This window comes from Cupriavidus sp. Agwp_2, from assembly GCF_040784895.1.
Lineage (GTDB): Bacteria > Pseudomonadota > Gammaproteobacteria > Burkholderiales > Burkholderiaceae > Cupriavidus.
Map to the genome: position 1 here is coordinate 608,793 of NZ_CP088083.1, position 24,619 is coordinate 633,411.

25 protein-coding genes are annotated in these 24,619 nt (G+C 68.3%); 7 read left to right on the plus strand and 18 right to left on the minus strand.

Going from position 1 to position 24,619, the window contains the following annotated elements; all coding sequences use genetic code 11:
- Positions 1 to 8: 8 nt before the first annotated feature.
- The gene (locus LPA45_RS02835; protein ID WP_116317213.1) at positions 9 to 1,520 is read right to left on the minus strand and encodes an MdtA/MuxA family multidrug efflux RND transporter periplasmic adaptor subunit; all 1,512 of its coding nucleotides are present in this window, start codon (positions 1,518 to 1,520) and stop codon (positions 9 to 11) included.
- 334 nt (positions 1,521 to 1,854) lie between these two features.
- Between LPA45_RS02835 and LPA45_RS02840 the strand changes: the two genes are divergently transcribed.
- Positions 1,855 to 2,598 (plus strand): response regulator, encoded by a 744-nt coding sequence (locus LPA45_RS02840; protein WP_116317214.1) that lies wholly within the window; start codon positions 1,855 to 1,857, stop codon positions 2,596 to 2,598.
- A gap of 66 nt (positions 2,599 to 2,664) precedes the next feature.
- Complete coding sequence (locus tag LPA45_RS02845; RefSeq protein WP_116317215.1) at positions 2,665 to 3,933, plus strand: ATP-binding protein; 1,269 nt, start codon at positions 2,665 to 2,667, stop codon at positions 3,931 to 3,933.
- Positions 3,934 to 4,425: 492 nt separating this feature from the next.
- Here the strand turns inward: LPA45_RS02845 and LPA45_RS02850 are convergent, their stop codons facing one another.
- The 8 genes from LPA45_RS02850 to LPA45_RS02885 form a co-directional block, all read right to left on the minus strand.
- Positions 4,426 to 5,424 (minus strand): tripartite tricarboxylate transporter substrate binding protein, encoded by a 999-nt coding sequence (locus LPA45_RS02850; RefSeq protein WP_233527944.1) that lies wholly within the window; start codon positions 5,422 to 5,424, stop codon positions 4,426 to 4,428.
- 41 nt (positions 5,425 to 5,465) lie between these two features.
- The gene (locus LPA45_RS02855) at positions 5,466 to 6,893 is read right to left on the minus strand and encodes an amidase (protein WP_116317216.1); all 1,428 of its coding nucleotides are present in this window, start codon (positions 6,891 to 6,893) and stop codon (positions 5,466 to 5,468) included.
- A 126-nt stretch (positions 6,894 to 7,019) separates the two neighbouring features.
- A complete protein-coding gene (gene plsY, locus LPA45_RS02860) occupies positions 7,020 to 7,628 on the minus strand; it encodes a glycerol-3-phosphate 1-O-acyltransferase PlsY (protein ID WP_116317824.1) in 609 nt (202 codons plus the stop codon).
- A gap of 150 nt (positions 7,629 to 7,778) precedes the next feature.
- Positions 7,779 to 8,270, minus strand: a complete 492-nt coding sequence (locus LPA45_RS02865) for an aminoacyl-tRNA deacylase (protein WP_116317217.1) — start codon at positions 8,268 to 8,270, stop codon at positions 7,779 to 7,781.
- Positions 8,271 to 8,316: 46 nt separating this feature from the next.
- Positions 8,317 to 9,264: a site-specific tyrosine recombinase XerD gene (xerD, locus tag LPA45_RS02870; RefSeq protein ID WP_116317218.1), complete on the minus strand. Its 948-nt coding sequence runs from the start codon at positions 9,262 to 9,264 to the stop codon at positions 8,317 to 8,319.
- Complete coding sequence (locus tag LPA45_RS02875; RefSeq protein ID WP_116317219.1) at positions 9,261 to 9,752, minus strand: methylated-DNA--[protein]-cysteine S-methyltransferase; 492 nt, start codon at positions 9,750 to 9,752, stop codon at positions 9,261 to 9,263. The genes xerD and LPA45_RS02875 overlap by 4 nt, the downstream gene beginning before the upstream one ends.
- A 101-nt stretch (positions 9,753 to 9,853) precedes the next feature.
- Positions 9,854 to 10,822 (minus strand): tripartite tricarboxylate transporter substrate binding protein BugE, encoded by a 969-nt coding sequence (locus LPA45_RS02880; protein WP_116317220.1) that lies wholly within the window; start codon positions 10,820 to 10,822, stop codon positions 9,854 to 9,856.
- 113 nt (positions 10,823 to 10,935) lie between these two features.
- Complete coding sequence (locus tag LPA45_RS02885; protein ID WP_116317221.1) at positions 10,936 to 11,601, minus strand: chalcone isomerase family protein; 666 nt, start codon at positions 11,599 to 11,601, stop codon at positions 10,936 to 10,938.
- Between the two features lie 181 nt (positions 11,602 to 11,782).
- Here LPA45_RS02885 and LPA45_RS02890 point away from each other — a divergent pair, with 181 nt between their 5' ends.
- On the plus strand, positions 11,783 to 12,676 hold the full coding sequence (locus tag LPA45_RS02890; RefSeq protein ID WP_116317222.1) for an AEC family transporter: 894 nt from the start codon (positions 11,783 to 11,785) through the stop codon (positions 12,674 to 12,676).
- 48 nt (positions 12,677 to 12,724) lie between these two features.
- Here LPA45_RS02890 and queG read toward each other — a convergent pair whose 3' ends face one another.
- Positions 12,725 to 13,951, minus strand: a complete 1,227-nt coding sequence (queG, locus tag LPA45_RS02895; protein ID WP_233527945.1) for a tRNA epoxyqueuosine(34) reductase QueG — start codon at positions 13,949 to 13,951, stop codon at positions 12,725 to 12,727.
- Between the two features lie 16 nt (positions 13,952 to 13,967).
- Between queG and tsaE the strand changes: the two genes are divergently transcribed.
- Together tsaE and LPA45_RS02905 are read left to right on the plus strand one after the other, a co-directional pair.
- Positions 13,968 to 14,492: a tRNA (adenosine(37)-N6)-threonylcarbamoyltransferase complex ATPase subunit type 1 TsaE gene (gene tsaE / locus LPA45_RS02900; protein WP_116317224.1), complete on the plus strand. Its 525-nt coding sequence runs from the start codon at positions 13,968 to 13,970 to the stop codon at positions 14,490 to 14,492.
- A complete protein-coding gene (locus tag LPA45_RS02905) occupies positions 14,486 to 15,985 on the plus strand; it encodes an N-acetylmuramoyl-L-alanine amidase (RefSeq protein WP_116317225.1) in 1,500 nt (499 codons plus the stop codon). Before tsaE ends, LPA45_RS02905 begins: the two co-directional genes overlap by 7 nt.
- Positions 15,986 to 16,042: 57 nt before the next feature.
- On the opposite strand, the gene LPA45_RS02910 is transcribed toward LPA45_RS02905, so the two are convergent.
- A complete protein-coding gene (locus LPA45_RS02910; RefSeq protein ID WP_116317226.1) occupies positions 16,043 to 17,068 on the minus strand; it encodes a bile acid:sodium symporter family protein in 1,026 nt (341 codons plus the stop codon).
- A gap of 92 nt (positions 17,069 to 17,160) precedes the next feature.
- Between LPA45_RS02910 and LPA45_RS02915 the strand changes: the two genes are divergently transcribed.
- Entirely contained in the window at positions 17,161 to 18,078 is a 918-nt protein-coding gene (locus LPA45_RS02915) for a LysR family transcriptional regulator (protein ID WP_116317227.1), read from the plus strand.
- Positions 18,079 to 18,097: 19 nt separating this feature from the next.
- On the opposite strand, the gene LPA45_RS02920 is transcribed toward LPA45_RS02915, so the two are convergent.
- The gene (locus LPA45_RS02920; protein WP_116317228.1) at positions 18,098 to 18,877 is read right to left on the minus strand and encodes a class I SAM-dependent methyltransferase; all 780 of its coding nucleotides are present in this window, start codon (positions 18,875 to 18,877) and stop codon (positions 18,098 to 18,100) included.
- Between the two features lie 124 nt (positions 18,878 to 19,001).
- Here LPA45_RS02920 and LPA45_RS02925 point away from each other — a divergent pair, with 124 nt between their 5' ends.
- Positions 19,002 to 19,808, plus strand: a complete 807-nt coding sequence (locus LPA45_RS02925) for a helix-turn-helix domain-containing protein (RefSeq protein WP_116317229.1) — start codon at positions 19,002 to 19,004, stop codon at positions 19,806 to 19,808.
- 14 nt (positions 19,809 to 19,822) lie between these two features.
- Here the strand turns inward: LPA45_RS02925 and LPA45_RS02930 are convergent, their stop codons facing one another.
- The 6 genes from LPA45_RS02930 to LPA45_RS02955 all read right to left on the minus strand — a co-directional run bounded on the left by LPA45_RS02930 (position 19,823) and on the right by LPA45_RS02955 (position 24,606).
- Positions 19,823 to 20,581 (minus strand): 3-hydroxyacyl-CoA dehydrogenase, encoded by a 759-nt coding sequence (locus LPA45_RS02930; RefSeq protein WP_116317230.1) that lies wholly within the window; start codon positions 20,579 to 20,581, stop codon positions 19,823 to 19,825.
- Positions 20,582 to 20,825: 244 nt separating this feature from the next.
- A complete protein-coding gene (adk, locus tag LPA45_RS02935; RefSeq protein WP_116317231.1) occupies positions 20,826 to 21,491 on the minus strand; it encodes an adenylate kinase in 666 nt (221 codons plus the stop codon).
- A gap of 372 nt (positions 21,492 to 21,863) precedes the next feature.
- Positions 21,864 to 22,673 (minus strand): 3-deoxy-manno-octulosonate cytidylyltransferase, encoded by an 810-nt coding sequence (gene kdsB / locus LPA45_RS02940; protein WP_367394879.1) that lies wholly within the window; start codon positions 22,671 to 22,673, stop codon positions 21,864 to 21,866.
- A gap of 19 nt (positions 22,674 to 22,692) precedes the next feature.
- Positions 22,693 to 22,899 (minus strand): Trm112 family protein, encoded by a 207-nt coding sequence (locus tag LPA45_RS02945; protein WP_116317233.1) that lies wholly within the window; start codon positions 22,897 to 22,899, stop codon positions 22,693 to 22,695.
- Entirely contained in the window at positions 22,880 to 23,989 is a 1,110-nt protein-coding gene (gene lpxK / locus LPA45_RS02950) for a tetraacyldisaccharide 4'-kinase (protein ID WP_116317234.1), read from the minus strand. The genes LPA45_RS02945 and lpxK overlap by 20 nt, the downstream gene beginning before the upstream one ends.
- Positions 23,990 to 24,174: 185 nt before the next feature.
- Positions 24,175 to 24,606 (minus strand): biopolymer transporter ExbD, encoded by a 432-nt coding sequence (locus tag LPA45_RS02955; RefSeq protein ID WP_116317235.1) that lies wholly within the window; start codon positions 24,604 to 24,606, stop codon positions 24,175 to 24,177.
- Positions 24,607 to 24,619: the final 13 nt, after the last annotated feature.

A 24,619-nucleotide genomic window follows, 5' to 3' on the forward strand; every position in this document is an offset into this window, starting at 1 on the left:
CGTGGTCCTTACTGCTGCTGCTGCTGGCGGCGCGGGCCTTCCGCACTGGGCGCGCTGGCGCCGCCTTCGCGATGGCGGCGATGCTCGCCTGCCACGCCAGATGCGCCAGCCGCTGCCGCAGCGCTGGCGTCGCCATGCGCACCGCTGGCGCCACCCCCGCCGGCGCCATCGCGGTTGCGCCGGCCGCGCCCACGCGGCTGGCTCGCCGGCACCGTGGCCGCGGCGCGCGCGGCCGGGTCGACCGTCTCGACCGTCATGCCTTCCTTGAGCCGGTCGGCGCCATCCACCACCACGCGCTGGCCGGGCTCCAGGCCCTTGAGGACCGCATTGCGGCTGCCGTCGCCGGGCCCGAGGGTGACGACCTGCACCTTGACCTTGTTGGCGTCGTCCACGGTGTAGACGAACGTACCCTGCTGGCCGCGCTGGATCGCCGCCACCGGGATCACGGTGGCGTCCTTGAGCGTGTCGACGCGCGTGCGCACGTTGACGAACTGGTTCGGGAACAGCATGCCGTCTTCATTGGGGAAGACCGCCTTGAGCTTGACCGTGCCGGTGGTGGTGTCGATCTGGTTGTCGGTGGTCAGCAGCGTGCCTTCGCCCAGCTGGTTGCGCACCTGGCGGTCCCAGGCCTGCACCGGCAGCTTTTCGCCGGCATTGAGCTTCCTCAGCACCGACGGCAGGTTGTCCTCGGGGATGGTGTACATCACGGCGATCGGCTGGATCTGCGTGATCAGCGCGATGCCGTTGGTGTCGCTGGTGTTGACGATGTTGCCCGGATCGACCTGGCGCAGGCCGATGCGGCCCGACACCGGCGCCACGATCCTGGTGTAGCCCAGCTGCAGGCGCGAGTTGGCGACGTTGCCCTGATCGGTCTTGACCACGCCCTCGTACTGGCGCACCAGCGCGTCCTGGGTATCGACCTGCTGCTTGGAGATCGAATCCTGGCCCAGCAGGGTGCGGTAGCGCTGCTGGTCCAGCTTCGCGTTCTGCAGCAGCGCCTGGTCGCGCGCCAGCTGGCCCACGGCCTGGTCCAGCGCGGCCTGGAACGGGCGCGGGTCGATCTCGGCCAGCACGTCGCCGGCCTTGACCATCTGGCCTTCCTTGAACAGCACCTTCAGCAGCGGGCCGGAAACCTGCGCGCGCACGGTCACGTTCGAAACCGGGGTCACGTTGCCCAGTCCGTTCAGGACCACGTCCATGTCGCGCTGGGCCACCGTGGCGACCACCACCGGCGAGCGCGGCATGCCGGCGCGTCCGCCGGGGCCACCAGGGCCACCAGGGCCACCGGGACCGCCAGGACCTCCTGCACCAGGCCCGCTGGCGCCGCCCGGGCCGCCTGCGGTGCCTTTGGGCGCGTCGCCGCGGTGGGCATACCAGTACCAGCCGCCCCCGGCCAGCAGCAGCACCAGCAGCCCGGCATACAGCCGGCGCCGGTTCCTGCGGGGCGGGGTACCGCCGGGCGGCAGGGGCGGACGGGAAGACGGGGAGGGGTTAGGTTGGCCTTGTTCGGGGTTGGACATGTCCGCAATCCTGGGAACGGCGCGCCCGGCGCGCCGTGGTGTTCTGCTGGCAAGTGACGATGCAGCAGTATGCCGCAACGCAATGGGCACCGGCCGGCCGTGGGGGCAACGCACCCAAAGGCCGCCGGCGTGCCGGCGAGTGCCGTGCAGCGCGCATGGGACGGCGCCGACGGCAAGTCATGCGGCAAGGATAATGTGCGGGCGCGGACGCCCGTATTTCGGCGCCCGGCGCTTTTATTACAGAGGATTACCAGCGCCCCAGGTGTAACCTCCAGAAACAAAACCGCCCGGCCGATCCGGCATGTGCGCCGCCCGGGCTGACTATCATGTGCCTATGCGAACGAACCAGCCTACCCAGATCCTCGTCGTCGACGACGATCCCGAACTTCGCGACCTGCTGCGCGAGTATCTGACCCAGCAGGGCTTTGCCGTCTCGGTACTGCACGACGGCGACGGCCTGCAGGCGCGCCTGGAGCGCGAACGGCCCGCGCTGATCGTGCTCGACCTGATGATGCCCAAGGTCGACGGCCTGACCGCGCTGCGCAACCTGCGCGCCAAGAACGACGACATCCCGGTGATCCTGCTCACCGCCCGCAGCGACGAGATCGACCGCATCGTCGGCCTGGAGATCGGCGCCGACGACTATCTCGGCAAGCCCTTCTCGCCGCGCGAGCTGCTGGCGCGCATCAACGCGGTGCTGCGCCGCAAGCTGGCCCGCCCGGCCGCGGCGCCCGAGGACCGCGAATCGGTCGCCTTCGGCCCGTTCCGCGTCAATTTCCGCCAGCGCACGCTGACCCGCGCCGGCCAGACGCTGTCGATCAGCGACACCGAATTCGCGCTGCTCAAGCTGCTGCTGATGCATCCGCTCGAAGTGCTGTCGCGCGAGCGCATCGTCGAGCTGATGTACGGCAGCGCCAGCGGCATCAGCGACCGCGGCATCGACGTGCAGATCTGGCGCCTGCGCCGGCTGCTGGATGAAGACGCGCAGCGGCCACGCTATATCCAGACCGTGCGCGGCCGCGGCTACACCTTCGTGCCCGACGAAGCGGAAGAAATTCCCGCCGAGCTTTCCGACTAAAGCCCGCGGCGGCCGGCCGTTTTATCGTTTGACGTGCCGCCGCGTGCCACCCGAGCCTGCTTCCCGATGAAGTTGCGACGTATCGACACCCTGTTCGGCCGCATTGCCTTGCTGATCGCGGCCGTGCTCGTGATCAGCCACTTCTCGTGGCTGGCCATCCTGCGCATGGACCGGCGCCAGCAGCAGGTCGACTATTCCGTGGAGCAGATGCTGTTCCAGCTCGACAGCATCGAGCGCGCGCTCGATGCGCGCCCGCCGGCGAAGCTGCCCAGCCTGGTGGAGACCGCCGATACCGCCAGCGCCGACGAGCACGCCACCGCGCCCAAGGGCGGCCGCTCGCGCCGCCTGGTCGAACAGTTCATCTCGCGGTTGCCGCAGGGTACGGAGATCCGGCTGGAAGACGAGACCACGCCGCGCATCTGGATCAAGCTGCCCAGCCGCGACGACTGGATCGCCATGCCGATCCTCTGGGTCCACAATCCGCCGCCCGATAACCGCCTGGTGCCGGGCGTGATGCTGGTGGTGGGCGTGGCGATCATATTCGCGCTGCTGATCGCCTGGCAACTGCAGCGCCCTGTCCGGGACATGGCCAACGCCGCCGAGCTGCTGTCGCGGCAGCGCGAGGTGCCGCCTTTGCGCGAACGCGGGCCGCGTGAGCTAAGGCAGTTGATCGAGCGCTTCAACCGTATGGTGGCTGACCTGGCGCGCATCGATCAGGAGCGCAATACGATGCTGGCGGGCATCGCGCATGACCTGAAGACGCCGCTGGCGCGGCTGCGGCTGCGCGCGGAGATGATGTCCGACCCCAAGGCCGCGGCGGGGGTCACGCGTGATGTGGATTCGATGCAGGCGATCGTTGAGCAGTTCTTGAGCTTCGCGCAGACCAGCGAGTCGACGGCACGGCCGGTGCCGGTGGACCGGCGGGTCAACGAACTGGCGGCTTCGCTTGCCGAGCAGGAACGGCAGGTAGTGTTGTCGCTGGGTGCGGGGGACGGGTTCCGCATGATTGCCACGCAGCTGGACCGGATCATTGGCAACCTGGTTGACAATGCCTATGCCTATGGCAAGCCGCCTGTTTGCATCGCCACGACGCGTACGGCTGACGGTTACGTGCTGGTGGTCGAAGACCAGGGGGCCGGGATTCCTGAAGAGGACAAGGAGCGCGTCACATTGCCGTTCGTGCGGCTCGATCCCGCTCGGGGCGGCAATGCGCATTCCGGGTTGGGGCTGGCGATCGTGGATCGGCTGGTGCGGCAGGCTGGGGGGAAGCTCAATCTGGTCAATGCCGACGGGGGTGGGTTCAGGGTTGAGATGGTTTTTGGGGTGGTGGCTTGATGGATGTGGCTCGGTCTCGCTGCGGCTTGGCATCTGGTAGCTATTTGATATGCCCGGTTCCGCCCTGAAGGGCGGGTAACTCTTTGTCCGAGCGACAAAGAGTCACCAGAAAGCGCGTTTATTGCCCTGGGCGGGCGGCCACTTTTATCGTAGTGTGCGAGGGCTTTCGTACGGGGCTCTCCTTCCTCGCAAAGCAAGACTGCCTGCCGCAGGGGTGCACCATGGTGGCAGGGATGGACATGCTGGTTGAACGAGCCCAGAGGGTTGGTGGACCCTGCTACCGGGGGCAACGCAGGAACGCCTACGGCTGCGCTGCGCGCCGGCAGCATCTCAGGTCAGGGGCCTTGGCACGGCACGCATCGCTGCGCTCGCTTGGCGCTATCGCCGAGTGACTCGCCCCTTCAGGGGCGAAACCCGGGCATATCAAATAGCTACCAGATGCCCGCCGCAGCGATAAAGAGAACGATAGAGAGAGCGAGAGAGCGAGACCCCTCAATCCTCCGCCACGAACCCCGTAGCCTCAACAATCGGCTTCCATGCAGCCCGCTCCACCTGGATCCTGCGCTTCGCCTCCTGCCCCGGGCGTGCCACGACCTCAAGCCCCAGCGCTTCCAGCTTGGCAGCCGTAGCAGCATTGCCCGACGCGGCAATAAACATTTTCTCAACCTTGGCGACCACGTCAGGCTGCGTGCCAGCCGGCACAAACACCCCATACCAGCTGGTCGCATAGTCATACTGGCTGAACCCCTGCTCCTTCATCGTCGGCACGTCAGGCAGCGCCTTGGCCCGCCGCGTGCCGCTGACGCCCAAAAACTGCAGCTTGCCGCCCTTGTAGAGCGGCATCATGCTCGCCACCGCATCCCAGCCGATCGACACGTTGCCGCTGATCACGTCGACCAGCATCGGCGCCGCGCCACGGTAGGCGGCCGGCGTGATCGCGATGCCTGCCGCCTTGCCCAAAGCGACCGTGCCGAGGTGGCCGGCGCTGCCGATGGTCGCCAGGCCCAGGCTCGCGCCCGAAGGATTGCGCTTGGCCCACTCCAGGTATTCCTTCATGTTCCGGTAGGGCTGTTGCACCCCGGCGGCCACCACGGTCGGCACGTCGGTCAGCACCGCCGCCGGCACCAGGTCCTTGTCGGCGTCGTAACCCAGCTTCTTGTACGTCAGCGGAAAAATGGTGAACAGCGGCGATGGGCCGATAAACACGGTCTTGCCATCCGGCCTGGCGCGCTTCACATAGTCCAGCGCCAGCCGTGCCGACGCACCCGGCCGGTTCTCGACGACCACCGTGCCGTGGCCGTCCTGGCGCAATTGCTCGGCGTACAGGCGGGCCAGGCTGTCGGCCGCGCCGCCGGGGGCGTAGCCGACGATGATATGCATCGGTTCGGCATCAGCCGCAAGGGCCGGGCCCGCGACGACGAGGGCGGCCGCGGCGGCCGCGGTGGTCAGTGCGGCCAGCAGGCCGCGTGCGAAACGGGAGTCAGCAGTCATGGCAGTCAGGATCGATGGAAGTTGGCCGGGCAGGGCGGGGCTCACGGCAACGCGGGCCACCTGTTGCGAAAGTCGTGCGCGGCCTCGTACAGCGCCGCGGCACGCAGCAGGTCGGCATCGCGCCGGAACCGGCCGACCAGTTGCAGGCCGATCGGCAGGCCATCCTCGCCAAAGCCGCAAGGCAGGCTGATCGCCGGATGGCCGGTCATGTTGAACGGCATGGTCCACGGAAACCAGCACGCGCGCACATTGTCGTACTGCTGGCCGTCGATCTCGATCTGGCCGAACAGGTCCTGGTCGATCGGCAAGGCCGTGCGCGTGAGCGTGGGCATGGCCAGCAACTCGGCATCGGCCAGCAGGTCCTGCACGCGCAGGAACAGCTTCGAGCGCTCGAACATGGCCTGCTGGTATTCCATGCCGGTGAAGTGCGCGGCCGATTCAACCTGCCGCACGAAGGTGGCGCTGAGCGCATCGCGGTGTTGCGCCACGATCGGCGCGAAGCGGGTGCGCCAGACCGTATGGTTGATCGCGCGCCAGATCGGCTCGACCTCAAAGCCTTCGCCCGAGAACGGCTCCAGCACCGCGCCAAGCTCACGCAATCGCTCCAGGCTTGCCATGAACGCCGCGGCGACGTCAGCGGCCACCGTGCGGCCCGGCGGTGCCAGGCAATAGCGGATGCGCACGCCGCGCAGGTCGCCGTGCGGCTGCGCGGCGGCCACGTAGTCGGCGGCAGGCACGCCCAGCGACCAGGGATCGCACGCATGCTCTCCGGCCATCGCCTGCATCATCAGCGCGGTATCCATGACCGTGCGCGTGGTCGGCGTGACATAGGTCTGGTTGCCGAACAGGTCCTGCGCCTGGCTGTGCGGGATCACGCCCTGGCTCTGCTTGATGCCGACCACGCCGTTGCAGGCCGCCGGGATGCGCGTCGAGCCGCCGCCGTCGGTCGCCACCGCGAGCGGTGCAATGCCGCTCGCCACTGCCACCGCGGCGCCGCCGCTCGAGCCGCCGCTGGTGCGCTGCGCGTGCCAGGCATTGCGCGTGCGCCCGAACAGCGGCGAATCGGTCAGGCATTTGGAGCCGAACTCCGGCGTGGTGGTCTTGCCGACGAGGATCGCGCCATGCGCGCGCAGGCGGGCGACCGAGACCGCGTCTTCGACCGGCACGTTGTCGCGCATCGGCACTGCGCCAAAGGTCGTGCGCACGCCGCGCGTGTTGACGATGTCCTTGGCGGTGAAGGGGATGCCGTGCAGCGGACCCAGCGGCCGGCCAGCCATCACCTCCTGCTCGGCGGCGCGTGCGGCGGCCATGGCCTCGTCGGCGCATAGCGTGATGAAGCAGTTCAGCTCGGGCTGCAGCCTTGCGGCACGGGCCAGCACCGCTTCCATCAGCTCTACCGGCGAGATGTCCTTGCGGCGGATGCGGGCCTGCAGTTCAGCGGCGGAAAGAAAGCAAAGCGCTTCGCTCATCGGCGTGCGTCTCCTGGGACGGGCCGGTACGCGGCCGGCCGCGATGGGACGGGCGGGGAAGACCCGCCGGGGCAGGGCCCGGCGCGGGATCGCGCGGCGGGCGAGTGCGCTGGCAGTGTAACCCGCTCAGACCTTCTTTTTCTCGCCGATCCGGCTTTCCTTGCCGGCCAGCAGCTTGGCGATGTTCTGCCGGTGGCGCGCGATCAGCAGCACGCTGATCACGAAAATGGCGCCGGTCATCGCGTCCACGCCATTCATCAGCACGTAGAAGAACGGCGCGAAGATCGCCGCCACAAGTGCTGCCAGCGACGAGTAGCGGAAGAAGAACGCAATGATCAGCCAGGTGGCCAGCGTGCCCAGGCCCAGGATGGGATCGATCGCCAGCAGGATGCCCGCCGCGGTCGCTACGCCCTTGCCACCGGCAAAGCGGTGGTAGACCGGGAACAGGTGCCCCAGGAATACCGCCAGCGCCACCATGGCCAGGCCGGTCTCGGTCAGCCCGTAGGCCGGCCCGAAGCGCGCCGCCAGCCACACCGCCAGCCAGCCCTTGAGCGCATCGCCGATCAGCGTCAGGATCGCGGCCTTCTTGTTGCCGGTGCGCAGCACATTGGTCGCCCCCGGGTTGCCCGAGCCGTACGAATGCGGGTCCGGCAGCCCCATCAGCTTGCTGACGACAACAGCAAAGGAAATCGAGCCGATCAGGTAGGCGGCGAGGGCGAAAATCAGGTTAGGCAGGTTAGCCATGTGCAGTGGGGTGTTTTCAAGCTGGCGGGATTGTAGCGCGGCGGCGCCTTCACCACGTCCGTGACTTCCCGGATTGGCAGGTGCGGCCGCCACGCGCGTGGCGCCGGGTGGCGGCTGCTGCGCACCCGAGGCGCCCGCGCCTCAGTCAGGCAGCGCGCACTCCACCGGCTTGGCATCGACCAGACCCGGCAGCAGTTTCGGGTCCAGGCTGACGAGGTAGCCGCGCCGGCCGCCGTTGATGTAGATGCGCTCCAGCTCCAGCACGGTGGCCTCCACATACACCGGCATGCGCTTGCGCGTGCCGAACGGCGAGGTGCCGCCGACCATGTAGCCGCTGTGGCGCTGCGCCACGTCGGGCTTGCACGGCTGCACGCTCTTGCGCCCGGTCTGGCGCGCCAGGTTCTTGGTGGAGACCGAGCAGTCGCCGTGCATCAGCACCACCAGCGGCTGCGCGCGCTCGTCTTCCATGATCAGGGTCTTGACCACGTCGTGCTCGGCCACGCCGAGCTGGCGCGCCGATTCCCCGGTGCCGCCGTGCTCGACGTATTCATAGGGGTGTTCGCCGAAGGCCACGCCTTGCTTGCGCAGGAACTGGGTGGCGGGGGTTTCGGAGACGTGCTTGTTCTTGCTCATGTCTTGCTGATGGCGTGGATGCCGGTCTGGAAGGGCTCGGTATGGCTCAGCCGCGCGGATGGTGCTGCTGGTGCAGCTCGCGCAGGCGTTCGCGTGCGACGTGGGTGTAAATCTGGGTGGTGGAAATATCGGCGTGGCCGAGCAGCAGCTGCACCACGCGCAGGTCGGCGCCGTGGTTGAGCAGGTGCGTGGCGAAGGCGTGCCGCAGCGTGTGCGGCGACAGCGGCGCATGCACGCCGGCATCGCGCGCATGGCGCTTGATCAGGTGCCAGAACGCCTGGCGCGTCATGCCTTCGCCGCGCTGCGTGACGAAGAGCGCGTCGCAGGCGCGCCCGGCCAGCAGCGCGGGACGGGCGCTGGCGAGGTAGCGGCGCAGCCAGTCGGAGGCCTGCTGGCCGAACGGGACCAGCCGTTCCTTGTCGCCCTTGCCGCCGACCACGCGCGCCACGCCCTCGTTCAGGCCGATCTCGATGGTTTTCATCTGGGTCAGCTCGGACACGCGCAGGCCGCTGGCATACATCAGCTCCAGCATGGTGCGGTCGCGCAGGCCCAGCGGCGTGCCGGTGTCGGGCGCTTCCAGCAGCGCATCGACCTGCGCCTCGGTCAGTGTCTTGGGGTAGCGCGGCGGCTGCTTGGCGGGGCGCAGCAGCAGGCAGGGATCGGCCTCGACGATGTGTTCGCGCAACGCCCACTGGTAGAAGCGCCGGAACACCGCCAGCCGCCGGTTGGCCGACGACGCGCGCGTCTGTGTGTGGCGTGCGCTGAAATAGGCCGACAGCACGCTGTCGTCCACGCCCGGCAGCTCGCCGTGGCCGTCGTGGCGCAGCCAGCGGGCCAGCAAGGTCAGGTCGCGCCGGTACGCGTCGATGGTGTTCTGCGACAGGCCGTCTTCCAGCCACAGCGCGTCGCAGAAGCGGCCGACCAGCGCCGCGTCGGCATCGCTGGGAGCCGCGGCAAGATCTGGCGGTGCGGCCACCGGTGCGGCGGCACTCATATCAGCATGGCGCCTTCATGGCGCAGCAGCCAGCGTTTGACGTCGAGGTAGAAACCGTCTTCGGCATGATGGGAGAAGCCGCCGATACCGCGGGCCGAGACCACGCGATGGCAGGGGATCACGATCGGGAACGGATTCTGGCCGCAAGCCTGGCCCACCGCGCGCGGCATCGCGCCGATGGCCCCGGCAATGGTGCCGTAGGTGGTGGTGGCGCCGCGCGGCACGGCGGCGATCGCCTGCCAGACCTGCTGCTGGAAATCGCTGCCCGCCGGAGCGAGGGGCAGGTCGAAGGGGGCGTCGGGGTTGGCGTAGTACGCGTCGAGCTGGGCCTCGAGCCGGGCCACGAGCTGGCGCGTCAGCGCATCGGCCGGCGCGCGTGCCTCGACGTGCGCGGGCAGGTACACGATGGCCCGGATGCGCGTGCCGTCCGTGCGCACGCCGACCTTGCCGAACGGGGCGGAAAGGATGGCATCGTAAGTGGCAGGCATGGCGGTCGAACTGGGGCGGATGCTGGATTTTAGTGCTTTTTGCGTTGGCAAGAAAAAAGGCCGCCTGGCGGCGGCCTCAGCGGCAAGTGCTGCAGCCGGATTTATTGCTCCAGCTTGATGTTCTGCACCTTCACCAGGTTCTTCATCTTGTCGAACTCTTTCCTGATCTCGGCCGCGTGCTGCGCCGGCGTATTGCCCGATGGCTCGGCGCCGGCGGTGCGCAGGCGCTCCTGGAAGCCCTTGTCCTGCAGCGCCTTGACAGCGGCGTCGTTCAGCTTCTTGATGACGTCGTCAGGCGTGCCGGCCGGCGCTACCAGGCCGTACCAGGCCGGGTCGTTCGGCTCCTTCAGGCCCATTTCGCCGAAGGTCGGCACGTCCGGCAGCGAGTCCAGGCGCTTGTTCCAGGCCACCACCAGCGGGCGCAGCTTGCCGGCCTTGATATAGGGCATCGACGACGGCAGGTTGTCCACCATGATCGGCACCTGGCCGGCAAGCACGTCGTTCAGCGCCGGGCCCGCGCCGCGGTACGGGATATGGACCATGAAGGTCTTGGTCGATACCTTGAACTGCTCGCCCAGCATGTGGCCGAAGCCGCAGGTGCCCGACGACGCGTACGAGTACTTGCCCGGGTTGGCCTTCAGCACGGCCAGGAATTCCTTGTAGGTCTTGGCCGGGAAGTTCGGGTTCACCGCGATCACGTTGGCCACGTTGGCCAGGTTGGTGATGGGCTTGAAGTCCTTGATCGGGTCGTACGACAGCTTGGGGTTGCAGGCCGGGTTCACGGCCATGGTCGACACCGTCGAGATGCCGATGGTGTATCCGTCCGGCGCCGCCTTGGCGATCGCGTCCGCTCCGATCGAGCCGCCCCCGCCGGCGCGGTTTTCCACGACCACCGGCTGGCCCAGGATGCGGCTCATCTGGTCGGCGGCGCCGCGGCCGACGATGTCGGTGGTGCCGCCCGGTGCGAACGGAATAATCAGGCGGATCGGCTTGGTCGGAAAGCTCTGGGCGTGCGCCGTGGTGGTGGCCGCGACCAGGGCCAGGGTCAGGGCGAGTTTGCCAGCTTGCATGAGATCATGTCTCCCGTCAGAAATCCGGGCAGGGTGCTGCCCGGAAGCAAAGAAACCGTCGCGGTGCCACAGGTAAAGGCACGGCGGCGGCAGCGTAAAAGAATGCGGCCCTGTCAGCCGCCGAGCAGTCCGCGCTTGACGTCCGGGTCGACCGGGCGGTCGCCCAGGAACACCCGCAGCACGGCCTGGTAGAAGTCTTCGCCGGGGATCGGGCGGCCGCGCGGCGTGCCGTTGATGGCGACGACCGTGCCCGTCTGCGGGGTAAAGTCCAGGTTGATCACGTCGCCCTTGTGCGCGTTGCCGACCTCCCCCAGGGTGCGCTCGAACTGCACCAGCCGCGCGGACAGCCCCTGCACCTGGGATTCGCTGTGGTTGTCGCGGATGCCCTGGCGGATGGCGCGGGCAAAGGCAGGCGGTTCGGCCTCGCGCAGCATGCGCAACTGTAGCCGCTTGGCGCCGGGCGTGCCGAGTACCACGGTCGCGTTGCGGGCCTTTTCCTGCAGGTACAGCGCGGCTACGTAGCCCTTGGTCAGGAAGCGCGCGCGCAGCGCGGTGCCGTTGAGTTGCAGTTCCTTGCCGCCCACGCGCGCGGCGTCATCGAAGCGGATCCCCTCCATCTCGATCGCGCGCGCCGGCATCGCGCCGGCCGCGGTGGTGGCGCACAGCATCACCAGCAGGGCGGCCGCGCGCGAGCGCAGGCCGGTGTGAAGGCCAGCGCGTGAACGGGAGCGAAGGTGGGTGTCCGGGCCTGGCGGCGCGGAACGGGTGCGGGACAACATGGCGGCAGGACGTACAACTAGGCATGCCATGCTGACCTAAATCTGGAAAAATACCTATCCGTATCTGCCCTAGTCTGCACATTCCCGCACGTCGGCCGTATTTCCATCCCACATCCGGCCGGAATCGCGACCGGAGGCCGGGCAGCTACCACGCCGTGCCCTCGCCATTACAACAACGACAATGTCTTCTGCTCTCCTGCTGGTGCCTGACTTCAGCCTGATCCTGATCGGCTGGCTGCTGGTGCGCTATTCCCCGTTCGACCGCGCCTTCTGGGGCGGAGTGGAGCGGCTGGTCTACTTTGTGCTGTTCCCGGCGCTGCTGCTGCAGTCGACCAATGCCGCCGTCTTCGATTTCTCGTCGACCTCGGCGATGCTGGGCCTGGCGCTGCTGGCGATGGCCGTGGGCATGGCAGCCGGCTACGCCGTCAAATGGGTGCTGAAGCCCGATGCGCTGAGCTTTGCCTCGGGCCTGCAGACCGCCTTCCGCTTTAATTCCTACATCGGCCTGGCGCTGGCATCGCGCCTCGGCGGCAGCGAGGGGCTTGCGCTGATGGCGGTGATCGTCGGCTGCACCGTGCCGCTGTGCAACGTGGCGGCGGTGTGGGCGCTGGCCCGGCACGGCGAGACCGCGCTGTGGAAGGAGCTGGCGCGCAACCCGCTGATCCTGGCCACGGCCGGCGGCCTCGTGACCAACCTGCTGGGCCTGCACCCGCCCGAGGTGGTGGCGATGACGCTGAACCGGCTTGGCTCGGCCTCGACCGCGCTGGGGCTGATGACGGTGGGCGCCGGTTTGCAGATGAGCGGGGCGACCGGCACGGTCGGGCCGGTGGCATGGTGGACCGGGGTCAAGCTGCTGGCGATGCCGTGCGTGGCCTGGCTGGTGGGCCGGCACCTGCCGCTGACCGCGCTGCAGTACCAGATCGTGGTGCTCTATGCCTCGCTGCCCACCGCGTCGAGCGCCTATATCCTGGCGGTGCGGATGGGCGGCAACGGGCCGATGGTGGCGGCGACGATTTCTGTGATGACGGTGGCGGCCATCGTCACCACGCCGCTGTGGCTGGCGCTGGTCAGCTAGGTCCGGTCAGCGAGGTCCGGCCAGCCAGATTCGGTCAGCCAAATTCGGTCAGCCAGTGCGTGCCGGCTCGCCCTGCGCGAGCGCCCAGTCGATATGCTCCAGCACCAAAGGCGAAGCGGACTCGCGCGCCGCCTGCAAGGCGGCGCGGATGCGCGCGGCCAGTGCCGCGTCTTCCGCGCGCGTGCCCGACAGCGCCACGCGCAGGCTGTTACCCAGTCCCACCGCCAGGTTGCGCAGCCAGCGCTCATGGCCGATGCGCCGGATCGGGCTGCCTTCCAGGCGCTGGTTGAACTCGTCCTCGGTCCACTGGAACAGCGCCACCATGTCGGGCGCGTCCAGGCCGTTGCGCACATCGAAGTCCGGCACGCTGGCCACGTGCGCGAACTTGTTCCACGGGCAGGCCAGCTGGCAGTCGTCGCAGCCGTAGACACGGTTGCCCATCGGCGCGCGGAATTCGGCCGGGATCGGGCCCTTGTGCTCGATGGTCAGGTAGGAGATGCAGCGGCGCGCATCGAGCCGGTAGGGCGCAACGATGGCGCGCGTGGGGCAGATGTCGAGGCAGCGGTGGCAATTGCCGCAGTGGCCCGGTTCGGGCGCATCGGCCGGCAACGGGATATCTACCAGGATCTCGCCCAGGAAGAACATCGAGCCCCCGTCGCGGTCGAGCAGCAGCGTATGCTTGCCGCGCCAGCCGAGTCCGCCCTGGCTGGCCAGCGCCACTTCCATCACCGGCGCGGAATCGGTGAAGACACGGTAGCCGAATTTGCCGATTTCGGCCTCGATCCGGCTGGCCAACTGCTGGAGACGGCTGCGCAGGACCTTGTGATAGTCGCGGCCGCGCGCGTACAGCGACACCACCGCCGTGGCCGGATCGCCCAGCCGCGCCAGTTCGCGCCGGCGCCAGTCGGGCGCGCCCGGTGGGGTTTCGGCAGCAGGGACATAGGGCATGCGCGCGACGATGGCGCGTACCGTGCCCGGCACCAGTTCGGCCGGACGGGCGCGCCGCAAGCCGTGGTTCGCCATATAATCCATGTCGCCGTGATAACCCTGCTCCAGCCATGCCAGAAGCCCCGGCTCGGCGTGGCCAAGATCGACGTCGGCGATGCGCACCGACGCAAAACCCAGCGCGGCGCCCCATTCGCGGATAGATTCCGCAAGCGCCGCCAGCTCCTCGGGGTTGGCCTGGCCGGCCTGGCCGGATTGCCCTGGAGCGCTTGCGGGAACACTATGCGCGCCTGGCGCGCTGGCCGGCGGCTTGACTGCTGGGTCGATCATCCCTGAATTGTACGCAATGCCCTTGCTCGAAGAACGCACCCTGACGCTGCCCGACGAAGCCGCCACCGCGCGCCTGGGCGCCGCGCTGGCCGCCACGGTGCAGGCCATGCCGCCGCGCACGGTGCATGTGCAGTTGTCCGGCGACCTTGGCGCCGGCAAGACCACGCTGTCGCGCGCGGTGCTGCGCGCGCTCGGCCATGCGGGCAAGGTCCGCAGCCCCACCTACACGCTGTGCGAGCCCTACGAGGTGGCCCGCGCCGACGGCTCGCCGCTGACGGTCTACCACTTCGACCTGTACCGCTTCGCCGATCCGGAGGAGTGGATAGACGCAGGTTTCCGCGACTGTTTTGCCGAACCTGCCTTCAACCTGGTCGAATGGCCGGAGAAGGCGGGGCGGCTGCTCGGGGAACCCGACCTGCATGTGTTGCTCCAATCGGACATGACACCGCCGGACGACAGCGAAAACGATGCCGGGGAGCGACGAATCGCGACGTTGCGCGCCTATACTCACACTGGACTTACCTTGCTGAACGCATGCTGATCAAGCGACTTGCCACCGACCGCCCCGATGGACCCGACGGCCTGCTGCAGGCGCGCCGCAAATGGATGGCGCAGGCACTGAAGCTGGGCGCGGGCACGGCCGTGCTGACGCTCGCCGGCCCGCAGATCGCGTTCGGCGCCGGCATCGTCGCGGTGCGCGTGTGGCCGGCCGAGGACTACACCCGCGTCACCATCGAATCCGATGCGCCGCTGTCTGCGGTGCACCAGATGATTCGCGATCCGGACAGGCTGGTGGTCGACATCGATGGCCTGGACCTCTCGCCCACGCTGCGCGAGCTGGTGGCCAAGATCACCCCCAACGACCCCTATATCCAGACCGTGCGCGTCGGCCAGAACCGCCCGCGCGTGGTGCGCATGGTGTTCGACCTGAAGGAGAGCGTGGCGCCGCAGGTGTTCACGCTGTTGCCGATCGGCACCTACCGCAACCGGCTGGTGTTCGACCTGTACCCGGTCAACCCGCCCGACCCGCTGTGGAAACTGGTGCGCGACACCGAGGACAAGCAGCGCCGCTTCGCCACCTCGGACCCCGCGCCGGGTCCGGACAGCATTGCCGGTGCCCCGGCTGGCGCCGAGGAAGATGCCATCGGCGCGCTGGTGCGCAAGTTCGACGAGAAGGGCGACGTGCCGGCCACGACTGCGCCGCCACCCCCGGTGGTTGCCGCCCGGCCCAGGCCGTCGGCCCCCATGGTGCCGAAGCCGGATGCCCCCGTGGTGCCGCCGGTCGCGCGCGACAACCCGACTGCCGAGCGCCCGTTCAAGATGCGCCGCCTGCTGACGGTGGCCCTGGATCCCGGCCACGGCGGCGAAGACCCCGGCGCGATCGGCGCCGCTGGTTCGCGCGAGAAGGACGTGGTGCTGCAGATCGCGCACCGGCTGCGCGCCAAGATCGACGCCCAGCCCAATATGCGCGCGATGATGACGCGCGATGCGGATTTCTTCGTGCCATTGAACGTGCGCGTGCAGAAGGCGCGACGGGTGCAGGCCGACCTGTTCGTGTCGATCCACGCGGATGCCTTCCTGTCGCCGGAGGCCAATGGTGCGTCGGTGTTCGCATTGTCCGAGCGTGGCGCGTCCAGTTCCGCGGCGCGCTGGCTGGCCAACAAGGAAAACGCCGCTGACCTGATCGGTGGCGCCAACATGGGCAACAAGGATGCGCAGGTCGCGCGCGTGTTGCTGGACCTGTCCACCACCGCGCAGATCAATGACAGCCTGCAGGTCGGCAAGTCCGTGCTGGGCGAGATCGGCGGCATCAACCGGCTGCACAAGGGGAGTGTGGAGCAGGCCGGGTTTGCGGTGCTCAAGGCGCCGGATATCCCGTCGATCCTGATCGAGACCGCGTTTATCAGCAACCCCGCCGAGGAGCGCAAGCTCAACGACAGCGCGCACCAGGAGCAGCTGGCGAATGCCATCCTGCGTGGGATCAAGGCGTATTTTGCGAAGAATCCGCCGTTGTCGAAGAATCCGTCGGTGTGATCGGAACGGACACAAAAAAACCGGGGTTTGCCCCGGTTTTTTTACGACTGCGGCACCTTACGCCCGCGCCGCCGCGCGATCCTCCAGCAGCGCATCCCGATTGGCATAGCGCGCGGCGATCACCGAGCAGACGATCAGCTGCAACTGGTGATAAACCATCAGCGGCAGCACCAGCAGCCCCAGCGCGGGATGGCCGGCAAACAGGATCTTCGCCATCGGGATGCCGTTGGCCAGGCTCTTCTTCGAGCCGCAGAACACCGCGGTGATCTCGTCCTCGACCGAGAACCCCATCCGCCGCGCGGTCAGCGTGGTGAAGCCCAGCACCACGAACAGCAGCACCGCGGCGATCAGCATCACCGCACCGATGGTCTGCCACTGGTACTGGTGCCACAGGCCTTCGGCGGTGGCATCGCAGAACGACGAGTAGACGATCAGCACGATCACGCCACGGTCGATCTTGGTGGTGATCTGCTTCTTCTTCGCCAGCCAGTTGCCGATCAGCGGACGCAGCAGCTGGCCCAGCGCGAACGGCAGCAGCAATTGCAGCGCCACGCCGGTAAGCGCCTTGCCCAGCGGCATCGACGCGCCGCTGGCGCTGATCACCAGCCCCATCAGCAGCGGCGTGACCAGCATGCCGATCAGGCCCGAGATGGTGGCGTTGAAGATCGCGCCCGACACATTGCCACGCGCCATCGAGGTCATGGCCACCGACGACGACACCGTAGAAGGCAGCGCGCACAGGAAGAACACGCCCAGCAGCAGGTCCGGCGGCAGCGTGTTGTGCAGGGCCAGCATCAGCAGCGCGCCGACCACCGGGAACACCACGTAGGTGAACGACTGCACGAACGCATGCAGGCGCCAGTTCTTGGCGCCCGCCACCAGCTTGTCGCGCGACAGTGCCGCGCCATGCAGGAAAAAGACCAGTGCCACGCCCACGCTGGTGACCACGCCAAGGTGCAGCGGGCCCTTGCCGGTGCCGATTTCCGGGGCCGCCAGGGCGATCGCGATGGCGGTCAGCATGATGAGGACGAAGCCGTCGATCAGGTCATAGAGTTTCTTGAGCTTGGCAAAAAGACGGGACATGACTGCGGTTGGTTAGGGTTTTGCCTAGTATTGGACGCCAGCCGGGTCTAGAATGCAAATTCATTTATAGAATCTATTTATCCGGTCGTTGCATGAATTACACACTACGCCAGCTGCGCGTCTTCCTGGCGGTGGCCAGCAGCGGCGGCTTCAGCCGCGCCGCCGACCTGGTCGGCCTGACCCAGCCGGCGGTCAGCCGGGGCGTGGCAGAGCTGGAAGAGGCACTTGGCGTACGGTTGCTGGACCGGACCACGCGTGAGGTGGTGTTGACCGACGCCGGCCATGCCCTGGTGCCTGCCCTGGAGCGCCTGCTCAACCAGCTCGACGATACCCTGGAAGAGACGCGTCAGTTAGGTGAACGCTATCGGGGTCGTGTAGTCATAGCCGGAGCTCCGACCATTTCGGCGCGGTTGATGCCGATGTATGTGGCTGCCTGTGCCGCGCAATATCCCGATATCCGCCTGACGGTGCGCGACAACGTGCAGGCTGACGGCCTGGAGCAGGTGCGGGCCGGCGCGGTCGACTTCGGCGTGCTGATCGATCCGCTGGTGCGTGAAGGGCTGGTGGTGGAGCCGGTGGCGACTGACCCGTTCTGCTTTGTGTGCCGGCGCGACCACCCGCTGGCGCAGTCGCCGTCGGTGCCATGGTCGGCGCTGCACGGCATGCGGCTGGTGCTGCTGGACTTTGCCTCGGGCAGCCGGCCGCTGATCGACCGCATCTTCAGCCGCCACGGCGTGGCACCGCAGGTGGTGCAGGAGCTGGGGCACTCGGCCAGCGTATTTGGCATGGTCGAGGCCGGCATCGGCGCCTCGGTGCTGCCTTCGTTCTCGCTGCCGCTGCCGGCGGCGTCGCCCCTGGTGTGGCGGCCGCTGGTGCCGCGCGAGGAGCGCAGCATTGTCATGGTCTGCCGGGAGGACCGCTCGCTGTCGCCGGCCGCGGCGGCGGTGTGGGCGCTGGTGCGGCGCCTGACGTTGCGCGCCGAGGCGCCCGGGATGGACGCCGCAGCCTGAACGCTGGCTTCGTGGGCGGTCAGCGCGCGGTGACCATCACCGCCTCCAGTTCAAAGCTCCCGTCGGCCTGGATCCGATAGTGCTCCCGCACTTCGGCCGGCGCGACCTGCCACAGGTGGCGGATTGCCGCCACCGCCACGGGCGGCGTGCGCATGCGCTGGACCCAGCTTTCGAACTCGATGCCGATGCGCCACGGCTCGGATACGCTGACGCCCGGCGCGGCAAAGCCCGCCGCCTCGAACAGTGCGCGCCAGCCGGCCGGCGTGTAGTCGCGCACATGCGACGGATCGCGCAGCAGTTCGGCCGACTGCAGCCAGGTATCGCGCAACGGATCGTCGGACCCGGCGATATCGATCAGTACCACCTTGCCGCCCGGCTTGAGCACGCGGCGCACCTCGGCCAGCGCCGCCGGGACGTCGCGCCAGTGGTGGGCGCTCATGCGCGAGACCACAGCGCAGAAGCTGGCGTCGTCAAACGGCAGTTGCTCGGCCGCGCCCTGGCGCGTGCGAACGTTGGCCAGCCCCCGATCCCGTGCCGCGCCTTCCACCACAGCCAGCATGTCGGCCGACAGGTCGTAAGCCGTCACTTCGCCTGCAACCGCCGCCGCGGCAAAGCTGGCGTGGCCGGCGCCGCAGCCGAGGTCGAGCACGCGGCTGCGCGGCCGGTTGCCTTCCGGGATCAGCGCGGCCAGTTCGTCCTTCAGTTGCTGCAGGTCGGCGCCGCTGGCATGGACGGCGCTGGTGAGGTACGCGCTGGCGGCGGCGCCGAACTGCGCGGCGACGAGTTCCTGTTGTTGCATGGCTGGCTCCTTGGCCTTTCTTGTGGAGAGGGTTGCCCGCGAGGCGGGTTCGGCATACTGTAGGCGGCTCGTATTCCCGGTACAAGTTATCCTTTTATCCTGGTATAAGCGCCACCAGCCTGTGATGTCAGCCTCCGCTCCCATCTCCGAATTCCCCGCGCAATCTACCCGTGAAGCCGTGTTGGGTGCCTTCCTGCGCGCGCACCGCGAGCGGCTGGCGCCCGCCGACGTCGGGCTTGCGCCGGGCCGCCGCCGCCGTACGCCTGGCTTGCGGCGCGAAGAGGTGGCGCAACTGGCGGGGCTGAGCGCTACCTGGGTGACATGGCTGGAGCAGGGCCGTCCGGTTTCGCTGTCGGCGCGCGCTTTAGCCAGCCTGGCAGCGGCGCTGCGGCTGTCGCGCGCCGAACGCGCCTACCTGTTCGAACTGGCCGGACGCCGTGACCCGCAGCAGGCCGCCGACGAAACCGTGCCGGCGACCGTGCTGGCCAGCGTGGATGCGATCGCCGGCCCGGCTTACCTGCTCGACCGGCAATGGACCGCGCTGGCCTGGAACGACGCAGCGGCGCGGCTGTTCACCGGCTGGCTCGATGCCGCCAGTGGCGAGCGCAACCTGCTGCGCGCGATGTTCCTGTCGCCGGTGCTGCAGGCGCTGGTGGAAGACTGGCCGCACCGCGCCGCGCGGCTGGTGGCCGAATTCCGCGCGCACAGCATCCGCCACGCCGACGAGGCGCCGACGCGCGCATTGATCGATGGGCTGATGGGGGAGAGCGCGGCCTTCCGTGATGCCTGGCTGTCGCAGGATGTGGAAGACCGCGAGGGCGGGCGCCGGGGGTTCCGGCACCCGCAGCTGGGGGCGCTGCAGTTCGAGCAGCTGACGCTGGTGCCGGCGGCGGCGCCGGGGCTGATGCTGGTGATGCTGCTGCCGGGCTGAGCGGCCGCTGCCTGTTACTTCGGCTGCATCCGGATCGCGCCGTCGAGGCGGATCACTTCACCGTTCATCATCGTGTTCTCGATGATTGCGCGTGCCAGCTTGGCGTATTCGGCCGGGCGGCCCAGGCGCGGGGGGAACGGCACCATCCTGCCGAGGGCGTCCTGCACTTCCTGCGGCATGCCGAGCAGCATGGGCGTTTCAAAGATCCCCGGGGCAATGGTCATGCAGCGGACGCCGTCGCGGGACAGGTCGCGGGCGATGGCCAGGGTCATGGCGACTACACCGCCCTTGGAGGCCGCATAGGCGGCTTGTCCGATCTGGCCATCGAATGCGGCCACCGAGGCAGTATTGATGATCACGCCGCGCTCGCCTTCGCTGTCGGGGGTGTTCTGGACCATGGCGGCGGCGGCCAGGCGGATCATGTTGAAAGTGCCGATCAGGTTGATGCGGACGGTCTTGTCGAAGGCATCCAGCGGATGCGGGCCGTTCTTGCCGACCGTCTTGTTGGCGGTGGCGATGCCGGCGCAGTTGATGATGCCTGACAGGCGGCCCAGTGCCTGGGCGGCGGCGACCACGGCCTGGCCGTCAGCTTCGGAGGTGACGTCGCAGCGGATGAATTGGCCGTTCAGTTCGGTGGCGAGGGTTTGGCCGGCTTGCTCGTTGAGGTCGGCGATGACGACTTTGGCGCCGGCTTCGGCGAGCATGCGGGCGGTGCCGGCGCCCAGGCCGGAGGCGCCGCCGGTGATGATGAATACGTTGTCTTGGATTTGCATTGTGGGTTGTCTCCTTTGATCTTGCTGGTATTTCCGTTTACGTAAACGTCAACCATTGTACGAGGTGGGAGTTGATGTGCAAGGGTTTTGGGACTGTCGTTTGGGGGGATTTTGGGGGGGCTGGCGGTTATGGGATATGGCCGCTGCTGGCGGCATGGCGGGAATGCCTTCGGCTGCGCGGTGTGCGACCCCAAAGAAAAAGCGGCCCTTGGGCCGCTTTTTTTGTCGTGGTCTCGACTACCGATTACTTCAGCGCGTCAAACACTTGCGCGGTAATTTCGTCGACGTTGCCGACGCCGGAGATCTTCCGGTACTTCGGCGGCGCTACCTTCGCACCGGCATCGCCCTTGGCGGCCCAGTCCGAGTAGTAGTCGACCAGCGGGCGGGTTTGCTGCGAGTACACGTCCAGGCGCTTCTTGACGGTTTCTTCCTTGTCGTCGTCGCGCTGGATCAGCGCTTCGCCGGTTTCGTCGTCGATGCCGTCGGCCTTGGGCGGGTTGTACTTGACGTGGTAGGTACGGCCCGATGCCACATGGACGCGGCGGCCGCTCATGCGCTCGATGATGGCGTCGAACGGCACGTCGATTTCCAGCACGTAGTCGATCGCGACGCCGGCTTCCTTCATCGCCTCGGCTTGCGGGATGGTGCGCGGGAAGCCGTCGAACAGGTAGCCGTTCTTGCAGTCGTCCTGCTTCAGCCGGTCCTTCACCAGGCCGATGATGATGTCATCCGACACCAGCCCGCCTGCATCCATGACCTTCTTGGCTTCCACGCCCAGGGGGGTGCCCGCCTTCACCGCCGCGCGCAGCATGTCGCCGGTGGAGATTTGCGGAATGCCGAACTTCTCGCAGATGAACTTGGCTTGCGTGCCTTTGCCGGCGCCAGGCGCGCCCAACAGGATCAAACGCATTTACGGGTCCTCAGAGTTTTGAATCTGGTATGGCGGGAGATCAGAAGGAGGGTAATGCCGCAACTTGACGCAAGACTTACTGCTGTCTTGTTCGGATGATGACGGCATCTGGCGCGGGCACGGCCCACGCGGACGTCCGGCGGCGGCTGCCAGGGGGATGGCGGCGCGGCACACCAGTCGGGCTCTATCTTTATCTCCCCACCGAGCCTTGGCCGGCGGCGCGTTGGCGCACAGCCGGGGCGGCCCTGTATCGGCAAGCATTATGCCATGAGGCGGCGCGAATTCGGCCTGAAATCCGCCCCCCGGGTCAGGTTGCAGCAGTTTGAACCTGAGCGGGCGGCTGGCCCCATCGGGTGGCGCCCAGGATGGCGATCAGGGTCCGTCCTGTGCCATCGACCCGGCCCAAAGGGCGCGGACGCGCTCCAGGTCGGCCGGGGTGTCGACGCCGGGCGCTGGCGCGGCGCTGGTTTCGAGCACCGCGATGCGCTCTCCATGCCACATGGCGCGCAGCTGCTCCAGCGCCTCGGTCTGCTCCAGCGGCGCGGCCGGCAGCGTCGGGAAGCGGCGCAGGAAGCCGGCGCGATAGGCGTACAGGCCGATATGGCGCAGCACCGGCATGGCCGGCAGCGGCACCTGGGCCGTGGCGGCCGGGGCGGCGGGGACGCCGGACCAGGCGTCGCGCGCCCACGGGATCGGCGCGCGCGAGAAGTACAGCGCGCGGCCGGTGGCGTCGCAGACTACCTTGACCACGTTGGGATTGAAGACCTCGGCGATCTCGTGCAGCGGGTGTGCCGCGGTGGCGATGGCGCAGTCGGCGTGGTGCGCCAGGTGCAGCGCCACCTCGTCGATCAGCGACGGCTCGATCAGCGGTTCGTCGCCCTGCACGTTGACCACGATCGCGTCGTCGGCCAGGCCAAGTTGCGCGGCGACTTCGGCCAGGCGGTCGGTGCCGGACGGGTGGTCGGCGCGGGTCAGCACGGCTTCGATACCGTGGTCGGCGCAGGCCCTGGCCACTGCCGGGGCATCGGTGGCGACCACGGTCCGCTGGGCCGACGAGGCGTGGGCGCGCTCGGCGACGCGCACGATCATCGGGCGTCCGCCGATATCGGCCAGCGGCTTGTCAGGCAGGCGGGTCGAAGCGAGCCGTGCGGGGATGACGACGGTGAAGGCCGGGACGGTCATGGTGCTGACTCAGTTGTCCTCAGTTGCCGTTCGCCGGCGTGTCCGGGTCGATGACACGCCCCGGCACCGACTGGCGCGCTTCGTCGGCCAGCATCACGGGGATGCCATCGCGGATCGGGTATGCCAGCTTGTCTGCGTGGCAGATCAGTTCCTGCGCGGCGCGGTCGTATTCCAGCTTGCCCTTGCACAGCGGGCAGACCAGGATTTCAAGCAGCCGGTTGTCCATCTCGGTGTTCCTCGTTGCGCCCGGCGCTGCCGGACGTGGCCGCCGCGGACTGCGCGGTCGGTGCCGTGTTGATATGCGCCAGCACGGCGCTGCGGATTTTGTCGATCAGGCCCGCGTCGATCACCGGCCTGGTAGGCACGACCCAGATGCGCGGGTCGTCGAAGCGCTCGCATTTTACGGCATCCTTTTCGGTGATCAGGATCACGTCCGCATCGAGCGCGTCGGCGTTGCCGGCAAAGGGGTCGTCGGCGAAGTCATAGTGGTCGGGCAGCGGCAGCGTCTTCGGCGACAGGCCCGCGCCGCGCAGGCTGGCGAAGAAGCGCTCGGGGTTGCCGATGCCCGCCGCGGCCAGCACGCGCCGGCCAGCAAAGGCGGAAACCGGCCGCGCCATGGTCGGGTCGTTCAGCTGCCACGCGTCTTCCAGCTCCAGCCGCATGCCGTACACGCCGGGGCGGTCAGGCGTGGCGCGGAAGTTGGGATCGTTGATCAGCGTGGCGTCGCGCGGGCGCGTCAGCGGCTCGCGCAGCGGGCCAGCCGGCAGCATCAGGCCGTTGCCGCCCATGCGCGTGTCGAACATCACGATTTCGAAGTCGCGCTGCAGCTTGTAGTGCTGCAGGCCGTCGTCGAGCAGCAGCACATTGACGCCGGGGTGCGACACCAGCATGGTCTGCGCGCACAGCGCGCGGTCCGGGTACACCCATACCGGCACATCGGTGGCGCGCGCGATCAGCAGCGGCTCGTCGCCGACGTCGCTGGCCTGCGAGGTCGGCTTGACCCGGCGCGGATGCTTCAGTTCGACGCCATAGCCGCGCGACACCACGCCGGGCCGCAGCCCGGCCTCGGTCAGCGCGCGCGCCAGCGCGATCACGGCCGGCGTCTTGCCGGTGCCGCCCACGGTGACGTTGCCGACCACCACCACCGGCATCGGCAGCCGCGTGGATTTGAACCAGCCGCGCTGGTAGCCGTGCCGGCGCACGCGGGCCACCAGCCCGAACAGCAGCGAGAAGGGCAGCATGACCCAGGCAAACCAGCCGCGGCGCTGCCACTGGGCGGTCACGAAGTCGGCGAGGGCATGGCGGGGAGCGGGCATGGACGCGGCGGGTCGTTCAGGACGTGGATGGGATGGGATTGTAGTGCGCCCGGGAGTTCGCGCCCGAATGGGAGGAAGAGAAGGAAGGGAGGATCGGCGAACACCGGCGGATCCGCCCATTATGGGCACTGCGCAGCGCATGGGGCAAGCCTGACCCTTGCGCTGCCCCCGAGGGAGAGCAGCGCTCAGCGCGGTTGCGAGCTCTGCGTGGCGAAAGTCAGGCGCGACAGCCCGGCCAGCCGCGCGGCCTCCATCACGTTCACGACCGCCTGGTGGCTGGCCTGCGCGTCGGCGTTGACGATCACCACCGGCGGCTGGCCGTTGCCTGCGGGCCCCGACGCGGCGCGCAGGCGGTCGGCCAGGCTGGTCACGTCCTTCTGCTCCAGCACCTGCTTGTTGACCGAGTAGACCCCGCGCGAGGACACCGACACCACGATCTCGTGCGGCCGCTGCTGGGCGCGCTCGGCGTCGGCGGTGGGCAGCTGGATCTGCAGCTCGGTAAAGCGCGAGTACGTGGTCGTGATCATCAGGAAGATCAGGATCACGAGCAGCACGTCGATCAGCGGGATCAGGTTGATCTCCGGCTCTTCGCGCCGCTGGCGGGAACGGAATCGCATGGCTTGATCCGGG